Here is a 16337-nt window from a genome sequence, read left to right on the forward strand (position 1 = left end):
GAGGCAAATGCCGCATCGGCCAAATTGCGCATACTGCGCTTATGACAAATGTCTTAAGAACAGGAGTTGCCATGGCCACCAGCGCTTTCTTCATCCCCTCCGTCAACCTGATGGGCGCGGGCTGTCTGCAACAAGCCGTTGAAACCATGCGCGGCTACGGCTACCGCAAGGTCTTGATGGTGACCGACACCGGCCTGGTGAAAACCGGGCTGGCCGGCCGCGTTACCGAGCTGCTGGGCGACGCGGGCATCGCCAGCGTGCTGTTCGACGGCGTGCACCCCAATCCCACCACCGCCAACGTCGGCGCCGGCCTGGCGCTGCTGCGCGAGCACGGCTGCGACGCCGTGGTGTCGCTGGGCGGCGGCTCGCCGCACGACTGCGCCAAGGGCATCGCCCTGGTGGCCGCCAACGGCGGCAAGATCCAGGACTACGAGGGCGTGGACAAGTCCGCCAAGCCGCAGCTGCCCTTGGTGGCGATCAACACCACCGCCGGCACCGCCTCGGAAATGACCCGCTTCTGCATCATCACCGACGAGTCCCGCCACATCAAAATGGCCATCGTCGACAAGCACACCACGCCGGTGTTGTCGGTCAACGATCCGGAAACCATGGCCGGCATGCCGGCGGGGCTGACCGCGGCCACCGGCATGGACGCGCTGACCCACGCGGTGGAGGCCTATGTCTCCACCATCGCCACGCCCATCACCGACGCCTGCGCCTTGAAGGCGGTGACGCTGATCGCCGGCCATCTGCGCCGCGCGGTGCGCAACGGCCTGGACATGGAGGCGCGCGAGCAGATGGCTTACGCGCAGTTCCTGGCCGGCATGGCCTTCAACAACGCTTCTCTCGGCTATGTGCACGCGATGGCGCACCAGTTGGGCGGCTTCTACGATCTGCCGCACGGGGTGTGCAACGCGGTGCTGCTGCCGCATGTGCAGGTCTTCAACGCCAAGGCCGCCGGCCAGCGGCTGGCCGACGTCGGCGCGGCGCTGGGCGTGGCCGCCAACGCGGAAGCGGCGATCGCCGCCATACGCCAATTGGCGGCCGACGTAGGCATTCCGGCCGGATTGACCCAGCTGGGGGTCAAGGAAGAGGATATCCCGGAGCTGGCCGCCAACGCCCTGAAGGACGCCTGCGGCCTGACCAATCCGATCCAGGCCAGCCACGAAGAGATTTGCGCGATCTTCAAGGCCGCGTTGTAGCGGCACGCGGCCGCGGTGAAGTCACCGCGGCCAAACTGGCGGCCCGGCCGCCTTTTTTTGACCATTAAATATCGTAATGCGATATTTCTGACGACGCCGCACCGCCTCCGCCGCCAGATGAAACCAGGAGTGACGCAATGGACGCAAAAATTCGCCTGTTGCCGGTGAACGAATACCGGCCGGGCCTGGACAACGCATTTTTGATCGAAGAAAACTGGCCCAAGGGCCTGCCGCGCCAGGGGCTGGACGCCGCCCACTGGCTGAAGGGCGTGGCGCCTGCGCCCGGCCTGCTGAAATGGCTGCGCCAGGACGAGCGGCATTGGTCCACGTTCTGCGAGGTGTACTGGGCGGACCTGGCGGCGAACCCGCAGCGCTGGTGGCCGCTGTGGAAAGCCAGCCGGCGCGGCGGCCTGGCCTTGCTGTATGTGCCGCAGGAGGGCGAGCGCCAGCCGGCGCAGGCCCTGGCGCAGTTCCTGGGCGACAAGCTGGACGAGATAGAACGTATCGAGGCGGGGGAGCTGGCTTCGCCGGTATGCTACCGCGCCTTGCTGGACGGCTGAGCCGGACGAGGAGAGCCGCGTGTCCGAGCCCCCGAGTTTTTCCAAGCAGGATTTTGAACGGCTGGCGGATTTCCGCTACCGCTTGCGCCGCTTCCAGCGTTTCAGCGAGGAGGCGGCGCAGCGCCACGGCATCACCATGCTGCAGTATCTGCTGTTGTTGCAGATCAAGGGCTTCCCCGGCCGCGACTGGGCCACGGTGGCCGAGCTGGCCGAGCGGCTGCAATCCCACCACCACAGCGTGGTGGGCCTGATCAGCCGCTGCGAGCAGCAGCAATTGGTGGCGCGCAGCCCGGGGCGGGAAGACCGCCGCTGCGTGGAAGTGCGGCTGCAGCCCAAGGGCGAGGCGCTGGCGGAGCAGCTGGCGCGCGAGCATCGCGATGAGTTGCAGGCCCTGCGGCGGCTGGGCGACGTGCTGTCGCTGGACCATCTGTTGCAGGCTCAGGACTGAGGCCGGCGCGGTAGCTTTTGCCAGGTCGCTCTGGCATGATTTCGACATCATATCTGCGGCGGGTAAATGTCGTGAACATACTGTTGGTGGAAGACGATCTGGCGCTGGGCGAGGCGCTGGGACAGGCTCTGCGCCAGGCCGGTTTTCGCACCGTCTGGGTGCGGCGGCTGAAGGAGGCGCGCACCTTTCTGGCCGAGGAGCCGCAGGACGCGCTGCTGCTGGATCTGGGCTTGCCGGACGGCGAGGGCCTGCACTTGCTGCAGGAGCTGCGCGGCAACGGATCGACGCTGCCGGTGATCATCCTGACCGCGCGCGACGCGCTGGAGAGCCGGCTGGCCGGCTTGCACAACGGCGCCGACGACTACCTGGTCAAACCCTTCGCCATCCCAGAACTGCTGGCCCGGCTGCAGGCGGTGACCCGGCGCAGCAGCGGCTTCGTGTCGGCCAATTGGCAGATCGGCGATTTGTGCATCAACGCCGACACCCGCGAGCTGTCGATGAGCGGCGCGGCGGTGGCCTTGTCGCCGTCCGAGTTCGCGCTGATGTTTGAACTGGTGCGCAAGGCCGGCAAGGTGGTCAGTCGCGAGCATCTGGTCGAGCACCTGTGCTGCGAGTCCGACAACGCGCTGGAAGTGCATGTCCACAATCTGCGGCGCAAGCTGGGTTCGGACTGGATCCGCACCATACGCGGCGTCGGCTATCTATTGCCCAAGCCGGCATGATCATTCCCTCGCTGGCGCGGCGCTCGCTCTACCGGCGGCTGTTATGGACCAGCCTGAGCACCATACTGGCGGTATGGCTGGTCCTGTTCGCCTGGTTTTACTGGGAAGTGACCCGGGTGGGCTCCGGTTATCTGGACGGGGATCTGCGCGGGCTGGCGCGCACGCTGGCCACCGTCTACAGCGCCGACATCAAGGAGAGCGAGCGCGCCCGCGTCGTCGATCAGCTGATCGGCCAGTTCGGCCACGGCTACAGCGAAAGGCCGCCGGCCAAGAACGAGCTGGCCTATCGCATCGTCGACAAGCGGCAGCGCCTGCTGGCGGTGTCCGGCGCCTGGCCGGAACTGGAGCAGCCGCCCAGCGGCGGCGCGCCGGCCAACCAGGGCCGCTGGCGCATGCTGACGGCGAGCGGGGACGAGGTCCGGGTGCAGTTGGCGATCGCGCGCAGCTTCGTGCAGCGGGTGCAGGCCGAAATCCTGATCTTCTTCTTGCTGCCGCTGATCGCCGCGGTGCCCATCATCATGTTGCTGCTGCGGGTCGGCTACGGCCGCGCCCTGCAGCCCTTGGCGACGCTGGCCACCACCATCACCTCGCGCGACGTGCAGTCGACGGCGCCGCTGGCCTGCGCCGATCCCGAATACCAGGAATTGCGGCCGGTGTTCAATTCCGTCAACGAGCTGCTGTCGCGGCTGGCGACCTTCCGCGAAGGCGAGCAACGCTTCTTCGCCGACGCGGCGCACGAGCTGCGCACGCCGCTGGCGGCGATAGGCGCGCAAGTGCACCTGCTGGCGCGCGCGGAATCCGAACAGGAGAGGGCGGCGCTGGCGGCGATGCTTGACGTCAGCATAGGCCGCAGCGGCGAACTGGTGGGCAAGCTGCTGACCTTGTCGCGGCTGGACGCGGAGTCGGCGCGGGTGCTGCCTTTGGCCTTCGACCTGGCGGCGCTGGCGCGCGCGGCCCTGGCGCGGCAGGTGCCGCGCGCGATGGAGCGCGACATCACCCTGGCCTACGACGGCGCGCAGACGGCGGCCTGCTGCGGCGACGCCAGCGCGATGGACAGCTTGCTGGACAATCTGCTGGACAACGCCATCCGCTACTGCCCGGACGGCGCGTCCATCAATGTGGAGGTGAGCGAGAGTTTCTCCAACCTGAGGCTGGCGGTGCTGGACGACGGGCCGGGCATCGCGCCGCAATGGCGCGAGCAGGTGCTGAAACGCTTCGTGCGCCTGCCGGACAATACCGTCACCGGCAGCGGCCTGGGGCTGGCCATCGTCAAGCGGGTGGTGGAGTTGCACGGCGGCAGCCTGTTGCTGACCGACGGCTTGCACGGCAACGGCCTGGGCGTGGAAATCCGGCTGCCGCGCTGCGCCGCGCCGCTGGCGGAGCGCGGGGCGCGGCCGGCCTGAGCCGGCCGGGCTTCTGCCTTGCCGATGCGCGGAGCCCGCTTGCGATCCGGCCGCGTCAAGCGCGGCGCATCGCAAGCGGACGTTCAAGGCGCGGCTTGGTCCGCGCCCTCCCAGCCGCCGCCCAGCGCGGCGATCAGATTGGCCGCCGCCAGCAGCTGTTGGCGGCGCGCGCCTTGCACGCCTTGTTCCGCCTGCAGCTCTGCCAGTTGCGCACGCCATTCCGCCTGGCCGTCGCTGAGGCCCACGCCGCGCGCGTCGCGCTCGGCGCGCAGGCGGCGGCTGGCGTCCAGGTACTGGCGCTGCCTGGCCTCCTGATCCGTTTTGGCGAAATGAGCGGCGGCCGCCGCGTCTTCCACTTCGTACACGGCGCGGGTGACGGCGCCGCGCCAGGCCGCGTATTGCTCGGCGGCGGCGGAGCGCGCGCGCTGGGCCTCGGCCTGGCGCTTGCCGGCGTCGAACAGCGGAATGTCCAGCTGCGGCAGCAGCGACCAGTGCAGCACCTTGTTGCCGCGCAAGCCGGACCAGCTGCCGGCGCTGATGCCCAGGCCGCCGCTCAGGGTCAGCGACGGCCAGCGGGCGGCCTCGGCCTCGTCGATGCGCGCGCGCGCGGCGTCGTAGCGCGCCTGGGCCGCGCCCAGGTCCGGCCTGCGCTGCAGCAGCCGGGCCGGCAGCTCGCCGCCCACTTCCGGCAGCCTGAGCTCGCGCAGCGGCCGCGCCGGCGGCAGCCCGCAGGCGTCCGGCATCCTGGCGGCCAGCTGGCACAGGCTGCGCTCCACCCGCTTCAGCGCGTCGCCTTGCTGGGCGACCAGGCGAGCGGCTTCGCTGGCCTCGCTGTCCGGCTCCAGCAGCTGCTTGCCGCTGGCGAGGCCGACGCGGCGCTTGGCGGCGACGCCGGCCAGCAGGCGCTGGCGCAGCCGCGCGGCTTCCCGGAGCAGTTCGATGTCAGCGGTCAGCTCCGCCCGCGTCAGCCACAGCTCGGCGGTTTGCCGCGCCAGGCTCAGGCCCAGCGCGTCGCGGTCGCCGCCGCTGGCCTTGAGATCGGCGCGCCCGGCGCGCACCGCGGCGCTGACCCGGCCGCGCAAGTCCACTTCATAGCCCAGCGCCAGCCGCGTGTTGTAGCGGGTGCTGGGGTTGGCGGTGTCTTCGCCGACTTCGCCCAGGTCGAACTTGGACAGCTTGCGCCGTTCCACCGATTGTTCGAAGTCCAGCTTGGGATAACGGTCGGCGTTGAGCACGCCCAGTTCGGCGCGCGCGGCGTCCAGCCGCGCCAGGCTGGCGGCGAGATCGGTGTTGCCCTCGCGCACCGCGGCTATCCACTGGCCGAGGCCGGGGTCGCCGAAGCCGTCCCAGGCCTGGGCGTCCGGGCCGGGGCCGGGCAGGGTCTGGCCGTAGCGCTCCGGCAGCGCTGGCGCCGGGCGCGAGGGTTCCAGCCCGGCGCAGCCGCCGAGCGCCAGGGTCAGCAGCAGGGCGATCGGTCGCATCGCGCGCATCATGGCTTGCCCGCCTTGTCTTGTCGGGCGATGCGCACCAGCACCCGCTGGCCGATGCGGATTTCCGGCGCGTCCACCAGCGCCAGCACGCATTCGATCACCCGCACATCCTGTTTCTCATTGGGGTCGTCGTTGTCCGGACGGTTGCCGAACACCTGGCCCAGCCGCAGCACCTTGGCCTTGTAGACCTTGGTTTCGTCCGCCTCCAGCGTCACCTCGGCCGCCTGTCCCGGCGTCACCGAGCCGACGTAGCGTTCTTCCAGATCCGCGCGGACGATGCGAGGCCCGTTGGGGGCGAACATGAACAGCGGCGTCACGTTCAGCGTGGAAGTGCCGTCGCCGGGGCGGGCCTGGCGGCGGATGATGCGGCCGGCCAGCGGCGCGCGCACCACGTGCTGGTCCACTTCCAGCTTGCTGGCCGCCACTTGCGCGTCGGCGGTGGCCACCGCCGCCTGCTGGCGGGCCAGCTCGGACGCGCTGAGTTTGACCTGGTCGCGGGCATTGTCCTTTTCCTGCTTGGACACCACCTCGTCGCCGCTCAGCGCGGACACGCGCTGCAGTTCGCGCTGGGCGATGGCGTGCTTGACCTGCGTCAGCGTCAACTCCTGCCGCGCCTCGTCGCGCTCCTGCTCGCGCACCTTCATCGCCAGATTGGCCTCGCGGTCGTCGATGCGGGCCAGCACCGCGCCGGGCTTGACCTCGGCGCCTTCCTCCACCGACACCTCGCGGATGATGCCGGCGCGCGGCGCGGCGATATTGATCACCCCGCCTTCTATGCTGACGCGGCCCTTGGCGATGGCGGCCCACGGCGATTGCTGGACCGGCGCCGGAGGCGGCGGCTCGGAGCAGCCGGCCAGCAACAGGCTCAAGGCCAGCAGCGGGCCCAGGCGCAGCGGGGTCTTGGGAATAGGGCTGCTCATGCTACCTCCATCGGGGTGTTGTGCACGCGCAGGTCTTTGACCACCTGGCCGTCTTCGAGGGTGATGACGCGGTCGGCGTGCTTGATCAGGCGGTTGTCGTGCGACACGCCCAGCACCGTGGTGCCTTGTTCCTGGGCGATCTGGTGCAAGAGATCGATCACCACCTGGCCGTTGTGGCTGTCAAGCGCGCTGGTGGGCTCGTCGGCGAACATCAGCTTGGGCCGCTTGACCAGAGCGCGGGCGATGGCGACCCGCTGTTTTTCGCCGCCGGACAGCTCCATCGGCCGCAGTTTGGCGCGCGGGCCCAGGCCCACTAGCTCCAGGGCTTCCTGCGCGCGTTTTTCGGCTTCGGGCTTGGCGATCTTGGGGCCGTAGTTCAAGGGCAGCAGCACGTTTTCCAGCGCGGTCAGCGAGGCGAACAGATTGAAGCCCTGGAACACGAAGCCGCAATGCTCCAGGCGGAAGCGGCTCAACTCCTCGATGGAGCGCCGGGTCAGTTCCATGCCCAGCGCGGTGACGCGGCCGGAGCTGGGCGGCAGCAGGCCGGAGAGCACGGACAGCAAGGTGCTCTTGCCGGAGCCGGACGGACCGATGATCAGGGTCAGCTCGCCGGGCAGGATGGACAGCGAGATATCGGTGAGCACGGTTTGCTCGGTCTTGCCGTTGCTGAACGAGCGGTTCAGGTTTTCGCCGACGATGGCGGGGGAGGCGGACATGAAAGTCTCCTTATCGCAATAGGGTAGAGGGCTCGGCCTGGTTCAGCGCGCGCAGCGCGGACAGGCCGGACAGCAGAGCGATGCCCAGCACCAGGGTGCCGGTGGCCATGCAGCCCCACACCGGCACTTCCAGCGCGATGTGGGCGTGACGGGCGGCGACCACCAGCAACGCGCCGACCACGGCGGTGATCACCAGGCCGGCCAGGCCGACCCAGAACGATTGCTCCAGGATCACGGCGCGCAAGGAGGAGGAAGACACTCCCAGCGCCCGCAGGGTGGCGTATTCGCGCAGCGCGGCGACGATGGCGGCCATCAGCGTCTGGCTGGTGATGACGATGCCGACCAGCAGGCCCAGCGCGGAGGAAAACAGGAAGCCGGAGCCGGCGCCGGACTCGAACAGCCAGTACACCTGGGACTGGATGGAGAATTCCTCGGCGGTCCACACCTGGAAGGGCTTGAAGCTGCCCGCCGGCTGCAGCTGGTCGCGCACCAGCTCGGCGCGGCTGGGATCGCGCAGACGCGCCAGGAAGTAGTCGGTGGCGTCGTTGCGCAGATTGGGGTCGATGCGGCGCGCGGTGTTCAGCGAAGTCAGGATATTGGCGCCGCCCATCGCGCGCATGCCGTTGACGGTGCCGCCGATGCGCACCCGCTTGCCGCTGAGCTCGGCGTAGTCGCCTATCTTGACGCCCAGCTTTTCCAGGTCGCTCTCATCCACCAGCACGGTGCTGGGCACCGTCAGCTCCTGGCGCAGCGCCGGGGTCAGCAGGGTGGCGAAGGTCATCGCCTGCGGCCGCGGGTCGATGCCGATCAGCACCGCGCTGAGCTTGCCGCCGCCGGGCCGTTGCCAGTCCGCCATGGTCCAGGTGAAGCGCTCCACCGAGGTGACTTCCGGGTGCGCCCACAGATTGTTCTCGGTCTTGCCGGGAATGGGCCGCGCCAGGTCCACGCTCTGGGTGGCCGGATAGCCGACCCAGAGATCGGCGCTGGAGCGGTCGATGTAGACGCCTACCGAACTGAACATGCCCAAGAGCAGGCTCAGCTGCACCTGAACCAGCAGGCCGGCGAAGGCCACCGCCAGCACCGCGGGCAAGAAGCGGCGCCACTCGTAAATCAGCGAGGCGCGGGCGAGGGAGACCATGGTCAGGCCTCCGCGTCGGCGCCGGGGCGGCGGGGGGGGTGGGTGGACTGGGGCATGACTGTCTCCGGGATGAAATGGGGGCAGTATGCCTATTCCTGCTTAGGGTTTTCTGAGCGCGGGGAAGCGGTGATAACAGCGGCCGACAAACCCTTGATGCTGCGTTGCGCCGACTTGCCGTACTCAAGTGCCGCCAGCGTCGGCGCGCCTTGTCTCGGCCGTGAAACTGATTTTTTCAGCCGCTTTTAAGGCGACGGCGAGGTAGGGGTTTTCCCTAGTATTAATACCACTGGTATTAGTCTGGGCGTTGAATTTGAATGCCGCGCCGATAAGGCACTGTTCTTATTGTCTGCTCAGATTCCCCTCAGTTTTCTTTTTTCAGCGCGGAAATTTTATTTTTCAGTAATGGATTTACTAAAAAATAATGACTTTGGCATTGGTGTGTCAATAAGGATACACATTGAAAATCAATGACTTAATTTGTTCTGTATATATTTTTCTCCAGAACTGTGGAGGTAAATCAGTCAACTGCAAGAAAGCCCTAAGGAAACACTAAGATTTCAACGTCATAATTTTCCAAAACCGGATTTGACAGTTTGAGTTGTAAAGATTTTGTCAACTTTAAAGCGCGGTTTTTGATGTGGTTTGGGTAATAGGCAGCAGGCGCGTGCGGCGGTTTGGCCGGACGCGAATTCGATCCAGGCTTTGCGTGCGGGACCGGATTTAAAGAAAGGCAGTCGACCCTGGCCGTGCGGCCGGCGATTGCGCTTCCCGGTTGGTGCGCGGCGGCAAGCGAATGATGCGAAACAGCAGGTTCACCGCGGGAGGAGCAATGAGCAAGACCGTATCGAGCAGGATAGGACCGGGCACGGTGGATATCGCGATTGTGGGCATGGCCAGCCACTTTCCCGATGCGGCCACCTTGTACGATTTCTGGACCAATATCGTCGACAAGAAGGATTCCCTGACCGACATCGACCAGAAGAACGGCGATGAGTACTGGCGCAAGGAAGATTATTACAGCGCGGACCCGAGCGCCGCGGACAAGACTTACGGCCACCGCGCCGGCTTCGTGCCGGCCATCGATTTCGATCCGGTGGAATTCAAACTGCCGCCGCTGATGCTGGAGTCCATCAGCACCGCGCAGATTTTCGCGCTGCACGTGGCCAAGCAGGCGATGCTGGACGCCAGGCTGGTGGGCGACGACGCGCTGCCGGTGGACAAGGACCGGGTGGGGGTGATCCTGGGCGGCGCCGGCAACGGCAACACCTCCTTTTCGCTGGCTTTCCGCCAGCAGGAACCGTATCTGCGCAAGGTGCTGAACCACGCCGGCCTGCCCGGCGCGGTGGCCGACGAGGTGATAGACCGCGTCAACCATTTATATCTGGAATGGAACGAGGACAGCTTCCCCGGCTTCCTCGGCAATGTCGCCTGCGGCCGCATCGCCAGCTATTTCGATCTGGGCGGCACCTCTTACATGGTGGACGCCGCCTGCGCCAGCAGCCTGGCCGCGATCAAGGCGGCGGTGGGCGAACTGGTGGACGGCAGCTGCGACGTGGTGCTGACCGGCGGCGTCAACCTGGAAAACTCCATCTTCTCCTTCCTGTGCTTCAGCAAGACTCCGGCCCTGTCCAAGAGCAATCTGTCGCGCCCCTTCGACGAATCCTCGGACGGCATGATGCTGGGCGACGGCGTCGGCTTCCTGGTGCTCAAGCGCCTGGAAGACGCCGAGCGCGACGGCGACCGCGTCTACGCGGTGATCAAATCGCTGCAGGCGTCCAGCGACGGCCGCGCCAAGAGCATTTTCGCGCCGCGTCACGAAGGCCAGGTCAAGGCGATGCGCCGCGCCTACGAGCGCGCCGGCATCTCGCCGGCCGAGATCCAGCTGGTGGAGGCGCACGGCACCGGCACCCAGTCCGGCGACGAGACCGAGATCAAGAGCTTGCGCGCGGTGTTCGAAGCCGGCGGCGCTCAGCCCGGCTCGGTGGCCATAGGCAGCGTCAAGTCGCAGATCGGCCATACCCGCTGCGCCGCCGGCGCGGCGGCGATGATGAAGGCCGCGCTCAGCCTGTATCACAAGGTGTTGCCGCCCACCATCAACGTCAGCCAGCCCAGCCGCGAACTGGCGGACAGCGCCAGTCCCTTCTACGTCAACATCGACAGCCGGCCGTGGCTGAGCCCGGTGGGCGGCGCGCCGCGCCGCGCGGCCTTAAGCGCCTACGGCTTCGGCGGCACCAACTACCACGCCATCATGGAAGAGCACCAGGCGCGGCCGCAGGGCGATTTCCGCCTGAATCTGCGCCCGGAAGTGGTGCTGCTGTACGCTGACGGCCCGGAACAGCTGCTGGCGCTGGCCGAGCACAAGCTGGCCGCTTTCCGCGCCGAAGACGCCGGCTATCAATTCCGCCTGCATCAGGGCGCCGCGGCGCGCGCGCCGGCCGCCTCCGCGCGGCTGGCCTTCGTCGCCGCCTCCGCCGAACAGGCGGCCGGCCTGCTGGACGAGGCGATCAAGCTGTTGCGCGCGCGTCCGGATCAGGACTGGGAACATCCGCTGGGCATTTACTACAAGCGCGAGGCGGCGCCGCTGGCCGGCCGCGTGGTGGCCTTGTTCCCCGGCCAGGGCGCGCAATACGTGAACATGGGCCGCGACATCGCCAACGATTACCCGGCGATGCGCGAAACCCTGGAAGGCCTGGACGCGGAGGCGCACGCCGACGGCCTGCCGCTGCCGTCCGCGGCCATTTTCCCGCCGCCGGCCTTCGACGCGGAGACGGCGGACCGCCAGATGGCGGAACTGACCCAGACCCGCACCGCGCAACCGGCGATAGGCGCGATCAGCGCCGGCTACTACAAGCTCTTGCGCGGCCTGGGCCTGCGTGCGGACTTCCTGGCCGGCCACAGCTACGGCGAAGTGACCGCCTTGTGGGCCGCCGGCGTGTTGAGCGACGAGGACTTCTACCGGACCTCGCTGGCGCGCGGCGCGGCGGTGGCCAGCCCGGTGCCGGGCGGCGAGCCGGGCGCGATGCTGGCGGCCTCGCTGCCGGAGAGCGAGGCCAGCGCGGTGCTGGAGCGCTTCCCGGAGCTGGTGGTGGCCAATTACAACTCGCAGCAGCAGCTGGTGTTCGGCGGCGCGAGCGACATCATCCGCCAGGCCCATGAATTCCTGAACGAGCGCAAGGTGCGCAGCCAGGTGCTGGCGGTGTCGGCGGCCTTCCACACCGACTTCGTGCGCCACGCCTGCGCGCCCTTCGAGGCCAGCCTGGCCGGCATCCCGTTCCTGGCGCCGCAGGCCGCGGTGTACTCCACCGCCAGCGGCGAGCGTCACGCCGACGACCCGGCCAAGATCAAGCAATCGCTGATCGGCCAACTGGTCAGCCCGGTGCGCTTCCAGCAAACCATAGAACGCATTCATCAGCAGGGCGGCTACCTGTTCGTCGAGATCGGCCCCAAGGGCATTCTGGGCAAGCTGGTGGCGGACATCCTCAAGGACAAGCCGCACGCGGTGGTGTCGCTGAACCCCAGCGCCAACGGCGAGGAAGCGCTGCAATTCAAGCGCGCGCTGGCGAGGCTGGCGGTGGAGGGCGTGGAGCTGAGCTCCACCGATCCGCAGGCGGCCCTGCCGCTGGCGGCCGAGCCTAAGAAAAAGGCGCTGACTTACACAATGAGCGGCGGTTTCTTCTACTCGGAGAAAGCCAAGCAGCGCCGCGCGCACGCCATGCGCAAGGATACGCGCGTCATCGACGCCTTCATCGACGAGCGGCTCGCCGCCAGCTCGCCGCCGCGGGCGCCGGAGACGGAGCGGGATAGTACGGTAGTGGTGGAAACTTTGGTCGACAACAGGGACGACATGATGTGGCTGGCGCCCGTTCATGTCATAAGCGGAGAGGGAATCATGCAACGCAGTAGCTCGGACAACGAAGTATTGAGCGTGTTGGACGCGCAGATCCAGGCGCAGAACATGCTCAGCCAGGTGCACCAGCAGTTCCAGCTGAATCAGAAGGACTACATTCAGCTGCTGGACTCGCTGATGACCAAGCAATACACCTTGCTGGAGAAATTCCAGGGCAGCCAGCAACTGACCGAAGTGGTGGCCAGCCTGGGCCAGAGCCTGCAGCTGCTGGACAAGAACCAGGAGCTCTACCACGTCAACCACGAGCATTACTTCGACAACCAGCAAGCCCTGCTGGGCGGCGACGTCGCCGCTCGCGGCGGCCAGGTGACGGCCCGCCTGCAACAGCGCGCCCCGCTGGAAGTGAGCCTGCCGACGCCGCGCGCCGCGGTGGAACTGCCGGCGGCCGCGCCTCTGGCGCAGCCCGTCGTCGTCGCCGCTCCGGCGGCGCAAGCGGCTGAGGTGCAAGCGCCCAAGCCGACGCTGCAGGAAATCCCGCAAGCCGTGGCTCCGGCAGCCGCGCCGGCCGCCCCGGTCGCCGCCCCCGCCGCTGTAGCCGCCGCGCCTGCCGCCGCCGCGATCAGCGCCGAAGACCAGGCGCTGATCCAGCGCTTCGAAGCCCTGACCGAGGCCGACCTGATCAAGCAGCTGATCGCCATCGTCAGCGATCGCACCGGCTACCCGGCCGACATGATCAATGAGGAAATGGATCTGGAGGCCGACCTGGGCATCGATTCGATCAAGCGCCTGGAAATCTTCGGCGCCATGTTCGACCAGCTGTCCGCCGAAGTGCCGCACTTCCAGGACATGGAAAAGCAGAAGGACATGGAAACCTTCGACATCGACGCCTTCAGCAACATCCGCAAGATGGGCGGCTTCTTCAAGCAGACCATCTCCGAACTGCTGACCGAGCTGAAGCAGGGCGGCGCCGCCGCGCCGGCCGCCGAAGCCGCTCCGGTTCCGGCCGCCGCGCCGGCCCCGGTCTCCAGCGAACCGGCCTTGCACGAAACCCCGGCGGCGGAGGCCAAGCCCCTGCGTCAGCTGGGCGTGGTGTCGTCGACCAAGAAACTGGTCGCAGACGTAGCCGTGGAGGACACCGCAGCAAAAAAATCCCTAGCTGAGCCCCGGGAGACGGCATCTGCCCTCGCTCAGCAATCCCCTGTAAGTGATGCCCATACGGTAACCGCGTCCATCCATCGTTTCCAGGCGCGGAAACAGGCCTTGCCCAAGCCGGACCTGCTGGAGCTGGCCGCCGGCCGGCTCTGGCTGCTGACCGACGACGGCAAGGGTTTAAGCGAAGAAGTGGCCAAACAGCTGCTGGCCCACGGCCAGCAGGTGGCGCGGCTGGTGTTCAAGTGGCAGCAGGCCAAGGGCCAGCGCAAGGCGATCAAGCACGTCAACGACTACGTGCTGGAACGCGCCGACGAGCTGGCGCTGGAAGACGTGCTGTCGCGCATCGCGGTGGCCGAAGGCCAGGTGGGCGGCTTCATCCATCTGCAAGTGCCGGCCGGCAACGTCAAATCGCTGGCCAACGCCTTCGCCGCGGCCGAGTACGACACCGCTCAGGCCTTGTTCCTGCTGGCCAAGCTGCTGCAGCCCTCGCTGACGCAGCCAGGCCCGGGCCGCGCGTGCTTCTTCGTGGCCAGCCAGCTGGACGGCGAGCTGGGCACCGCCCGGCGCGCCGCCTTCCCGGTGGCCGCCGCCGGCGTCAGCGGCCTGAGCAAGGCGCTGAACATCGAGTGGGAAGACGTGTTCTGCCGCACCGTGGATTTCGATCCCAAATGCGGCAAGGGCGCCATCGCGGCGATGCTGCTGGAAGAGCTGCGCGACGTGCAGTCCGACGTGGCCGAAGTGGGCCGCGGCGTCAAGGGCGAGCGGATGACGCTGGGCTTCGAAGCGGCGCCGACCGACCCTCAGGCCGTGGCCAGCATCGACGCCAAGACCGTGTTCCTGGTCACCGGCGGCGCGCGCGGCATCACCGCCGAGTGCGTGATCGCGCTGGCCAAGCGTTATCCGGCTCGCTTCGCGCTGCTGGGCCGCACTCGCATCGACGCGCCGCCGCCGGAATGGGCGGAGGGCGGCGGCGAGCTGGCCGAGCTCAAGGCGCGCGCCATCCGCCACCTGCAACAGCAGGGCGAGACGGTGACCCCGGTCAAGGTGGACGCCTTGCTCAAGGAAGTGCTGCAGCTGGCCGAGGTGCGCGCCACCATCGCCGGCATCGAGCAGGCCGGCGGCCAGGCCATCTATCTGGCTTGCGACATCGGCGACGCCAAGGACGTGGCCCGGGCGGCGGCGGAGGCGCAGCGGCAGCTGGGCCCGATCCGCGGCATCATCCACGGCGCCGGCAATCTGGCGGACAAGCGCATCGAGAAAAAGACCCCGGCCGATTTCCGCTCGGTGTTCCACACCAAGGTCAAAGGGCTGGAGAACCTACTGGCGGCGGTCAAGCCGGACGGTCTGCGCCATCTGGTGCTGTTCTCCTCGGTGTCGGGCTTCTTCGGCAACGCCGGCCAGACCGATTACGCGATGGCCAACGACGCGCTGAACAAGTTCGCCTACCTGTACCAGACCCTGTATCCGAAACAGCAGGTGCGCAGCATCAACTGGGGTCCGTGGGACAGCGGCATGGTCAACGACGTGTTGAAGAAGGCCTACGCCGACCGCGGCCTGGCCATCATCCCCACCTCGGTCGGCGCGCAGTTCTTCGTCGACGAGTTCGCCGCCGGCCTGGTGCCTCAGGTGATCGTGGGCGGCGGCAGCTACAAGGTGGGGCGCAAGCAGAAGACCCTGCCGGCGCTGACCCGGGTGGAGCGCGAGCTGGACCCGGCCGTCAACGGCTTCCTGGCCGACCACGTGGTGGGCGGGCAGCCGGTGCTGCCGGCCACGGCCGCGGCAGGCTGGATGGTGCAGCTGTGCGAAGACCTGCTGCCCGGCTACCGGCTGGAGACGCTGACGGACTTCCGCGTGCTCAAGGGCGTGGTGTTCGACGCCGGCGAGCAAAAGCGCTTCATCGCCGAACTGCGGCCGGTGGCCGAAGCCGGCGGCAACGGCGACCGCCACACGCTGGAGGTGAGCATCTTCAACCAGGTGGACGGCGCCGCGCTGAACCGCTACCAGGCGCGGGTGACCATGAGCCGGCTGGCGGCGGAGCAGCCGGCGGACGGACCGCAAGCGCCGACCGGCGCGCCGCTGGAGCATCCGCCGCTGTACGGCGACATGCGCGACGGCGCCTGGCTGTTCCACGGCCCGGCCTTCCGCGGCGTGCAGACCTTGTTCCGTCTCGACGGCCAGGGCCTGCAAGCCGGCGGGCGGCTGGCCGCCGCGGCCGGACAGGGGCAGTTCCCGGTGAACTCCTTCAACCCCTACCTGGCGGACGTGGCGTTGCAAACGCCGCTGGTCTGGCTGATGTCGCAGTCCGACAAGGCCGGGCTGCCGCTGCAGATCGCCGAGTGGCGGCAGTACGCGCCGCTGGCTTTCGACCAGGCCTTCTATCTGAGCATGGCGGTCACGGCGCAAACCGCGACCACTCTGCTGGCCGACGTCATCGTCCACGGCGCCGACGGCAAGGTGTACAGCAAGCTTTCCGGCTTGCAGTTCACCGTGTCGAAGAAGCTGCGGCAGCTGATGTGCGACCCGGAGGCCAGCGTGGCGGTGTGACGCGAGCAAGGCCGCGCCCGCGGGCGCGGCCGGTCCGGAGCGCGGCGACGCGTTCCGGCCATACAGCCGAGGCGCGGCGGCGGAGCGTTCGCCTGACCGCCGCCGCACTCGAAATCGGCCCGCGCCGGTTCAATCCAGATCCCGCGCCGCCGCCCGCCGCTTCAACAGCGGCCGGCGGCGGAGGGGGACGGTTGC

9 protein-coding genes and 1 pseudogene are annotated in these 16337 nt (G+C 68.0%); 6 read left to right on the forward strand and 4 right to left on the reverse strand.

Annotation, left to right across the window (positions count from 1 at the left end):
- Positions 1–71: 71 nt before the first annotated feature.
- From yiaY to JW897_RS10215, 5 genes are all read left to right on the forward strand, one after another.
- Positions 72–1202 (forward strand): L-threonine dehydrogenase, encoded by a 1131-nt coding sequence (gene yiaY, locus JW897_RS10195; protein ID WP_048412090.1) that lies wholly within the window; start codon positions 72–74, stop codon positions 1200–1202.
- A gap of 137 nt (positions 1203–1339) precedes the next feature.
- On the forward strand, positions 1340–1762 hold the full coding sequence (locus tag JW897_RS10200; RefSeq protein ID WP_053077148.1) for a DUF488 domain-containing protein: 423 nt from the start codon (positions 1340–1342) through the stop codon (positions 1760–1762).
- Between the two features lie 19 nt (positions 1763–1781).
- On the forward strand, positions 1782–2210 hold the full coding sequence (locus JW897_RS10205; protein WP_205466004.1) for a MarR family transcriptional regulator: 429 nt from the start codon (positions 1782–1784) through the stop codon (positions 2208–2210).
- Between the two features lie 71 nt (positions 2211–2281).
- Positions 2282–2932 (forward strand): response regulator, encoded by a 651-nt coding sequence (locus JW897_RS10210; RefSeq protein WP_205466005.1) that lies wholly within the window; start codon positions 2282–2284, stop codon positions 2930–2932.
- Positions 2929–4335 carry an ATP-binding protein gene (locus JW897_RS10215; protein WP_048412087.1) on the forward strand — a complete coding sequence of 469 codons (1407 nt, stop codon included), beginning with the start codon at positions 2929–2931 and terminating at the stop codon, positions 4333–4335. The genes JW897_RS10210 and JW897_RS10215 overlap by 4 nt, the downstream gene beginning before the upstream one ends.
- An 83-nt stretch (positions 4336–4418) precedes the next feature.
- Here JW897_RS10215 and JW897_RS10220 read toward each other — a convergent pair whose 3' ends face one another.
- From JW897_RS10220 to JW897_RS10235, 4 genes and pseudogenes are all read right to left on the reverse strand, one after another.
- The gene (locus tag JW897_RS10220) at positions 4419–5816 is read right to left on the reverse strand and encodes an efflux transporter outer membrane subunit (RefSeq protein ID WP_205466006.1); all 1398 of its coding nucleotides are present in this window, start codon (positions 5814–5816) and stop codon (positions 4419–4421) included.
- 8 nt (positions 5817–5824) lie between these two features.
- On the reverse strand, positions 5825–6745 hold the full coding sequence (locus tag JW897_RS10225) for an HlyD family secretion protein (RefSeq protein ID WP_205466007.1): 921 nt from the start codon (positions 6743–6745) through the stop codon (positions 5825–5827).
- Positions 6742–7374 (reverse strand): annotated as a pseudogene (locus tag JW897_RS10230) (ABC transporter ATP-binding protein); the annotation flags it as partial. The gene JW897_RS10225 and the pseudogene JW897_RS10230, both read right to left, overlap by 4 nt.
- Positions 7375–7471: 97 nt before the next feature.
- Positions 7472–8599, reverse strand: a complete 1128-nt coding sequence (locus JW897_RS10235; RefSeq protein ID WP_048412083.1) for an ABC transporter permease — start codon at positions 8597–8599, stop codon at positions 7472–7474.
- An 829-nt stretch (positions 8600–9428) separates the two neighbouring features.
- Between JW897_RS10235 and JW897_RS10240 the strand changes: the two genes are divergently transcribed.
- A complete protein-coding gene (locus JW897_RS10240) occupies positions 9429–16142 on the forward strand; it encodes a type I polyketide synthase (RefSeq protein WP_205466008.1) in 6714 nt (2237 codons plus the stop codon).
- The last annotated feature ends 195 nt before the right edge of the window (positions 16143–16337 follow it).

The sequence above is a fragment of the Chromobacterium alkanivorans genome (assembly GCF_016937655.1).
In the GTDB taxonomy this organism is placed as follows: Bacteria; Pseudomonadota; Gammaproteobacteria; order Burkholderiales; family Chromobacteriaceae; genus Chromobacterium; species Chromobacterium alkanivorans.

Coding starts and splice junctions, on each gene's coding strand:
- yiaY (WP_048412090.1), top strand. CDS start 72: ATGGCCACCAGCGCTTTCTTCATCCCCTCCGTCAACCTGATGGGCGCG.
- JW897_RS10200 (WP_053077148.1), top strand. CDS start 1,340: ATGGACGCAAAAATTCGCCTGTTGCCGGTGAACGAATACCGGCCGGGC.
- JW897_RS10215 (WP_048412087.1), top strand. CDS start 2,929: ATGATCATTCCCTCGCTGGCGCGGCGCTCGCTCTACCGGCGGCTGTTA.
- JW897_RS10220 (WP_205466006.1), bottom strand. CDS start 5,816: ATGCGACCGATCGCCCTGCTGCTGACCCTGGCGCTCGGCGGCTGCGCC.
- JW897_RS10225 (WP_205466007.1), bottom strand. CDS start 6,745: ATGAGCAGCCCTATTCCCAAGACCCCGCTGCGCCTGGGCCCGCTGCTG.
- JW897_RS10235 (WP_048412083.1), bottom strand. CDS start 8,599: ATGGTCTCCCTCGCCCGCGCCTCGCTGATTTACGAGTGGCGCCGCTTC.
- JW897_RS10240 (WP_205466008.1), top strand. CDS start 9,429: ATGAGCAAGACCGTATCGAGCAGGATAGGACCGGGCACGGTGGATATC.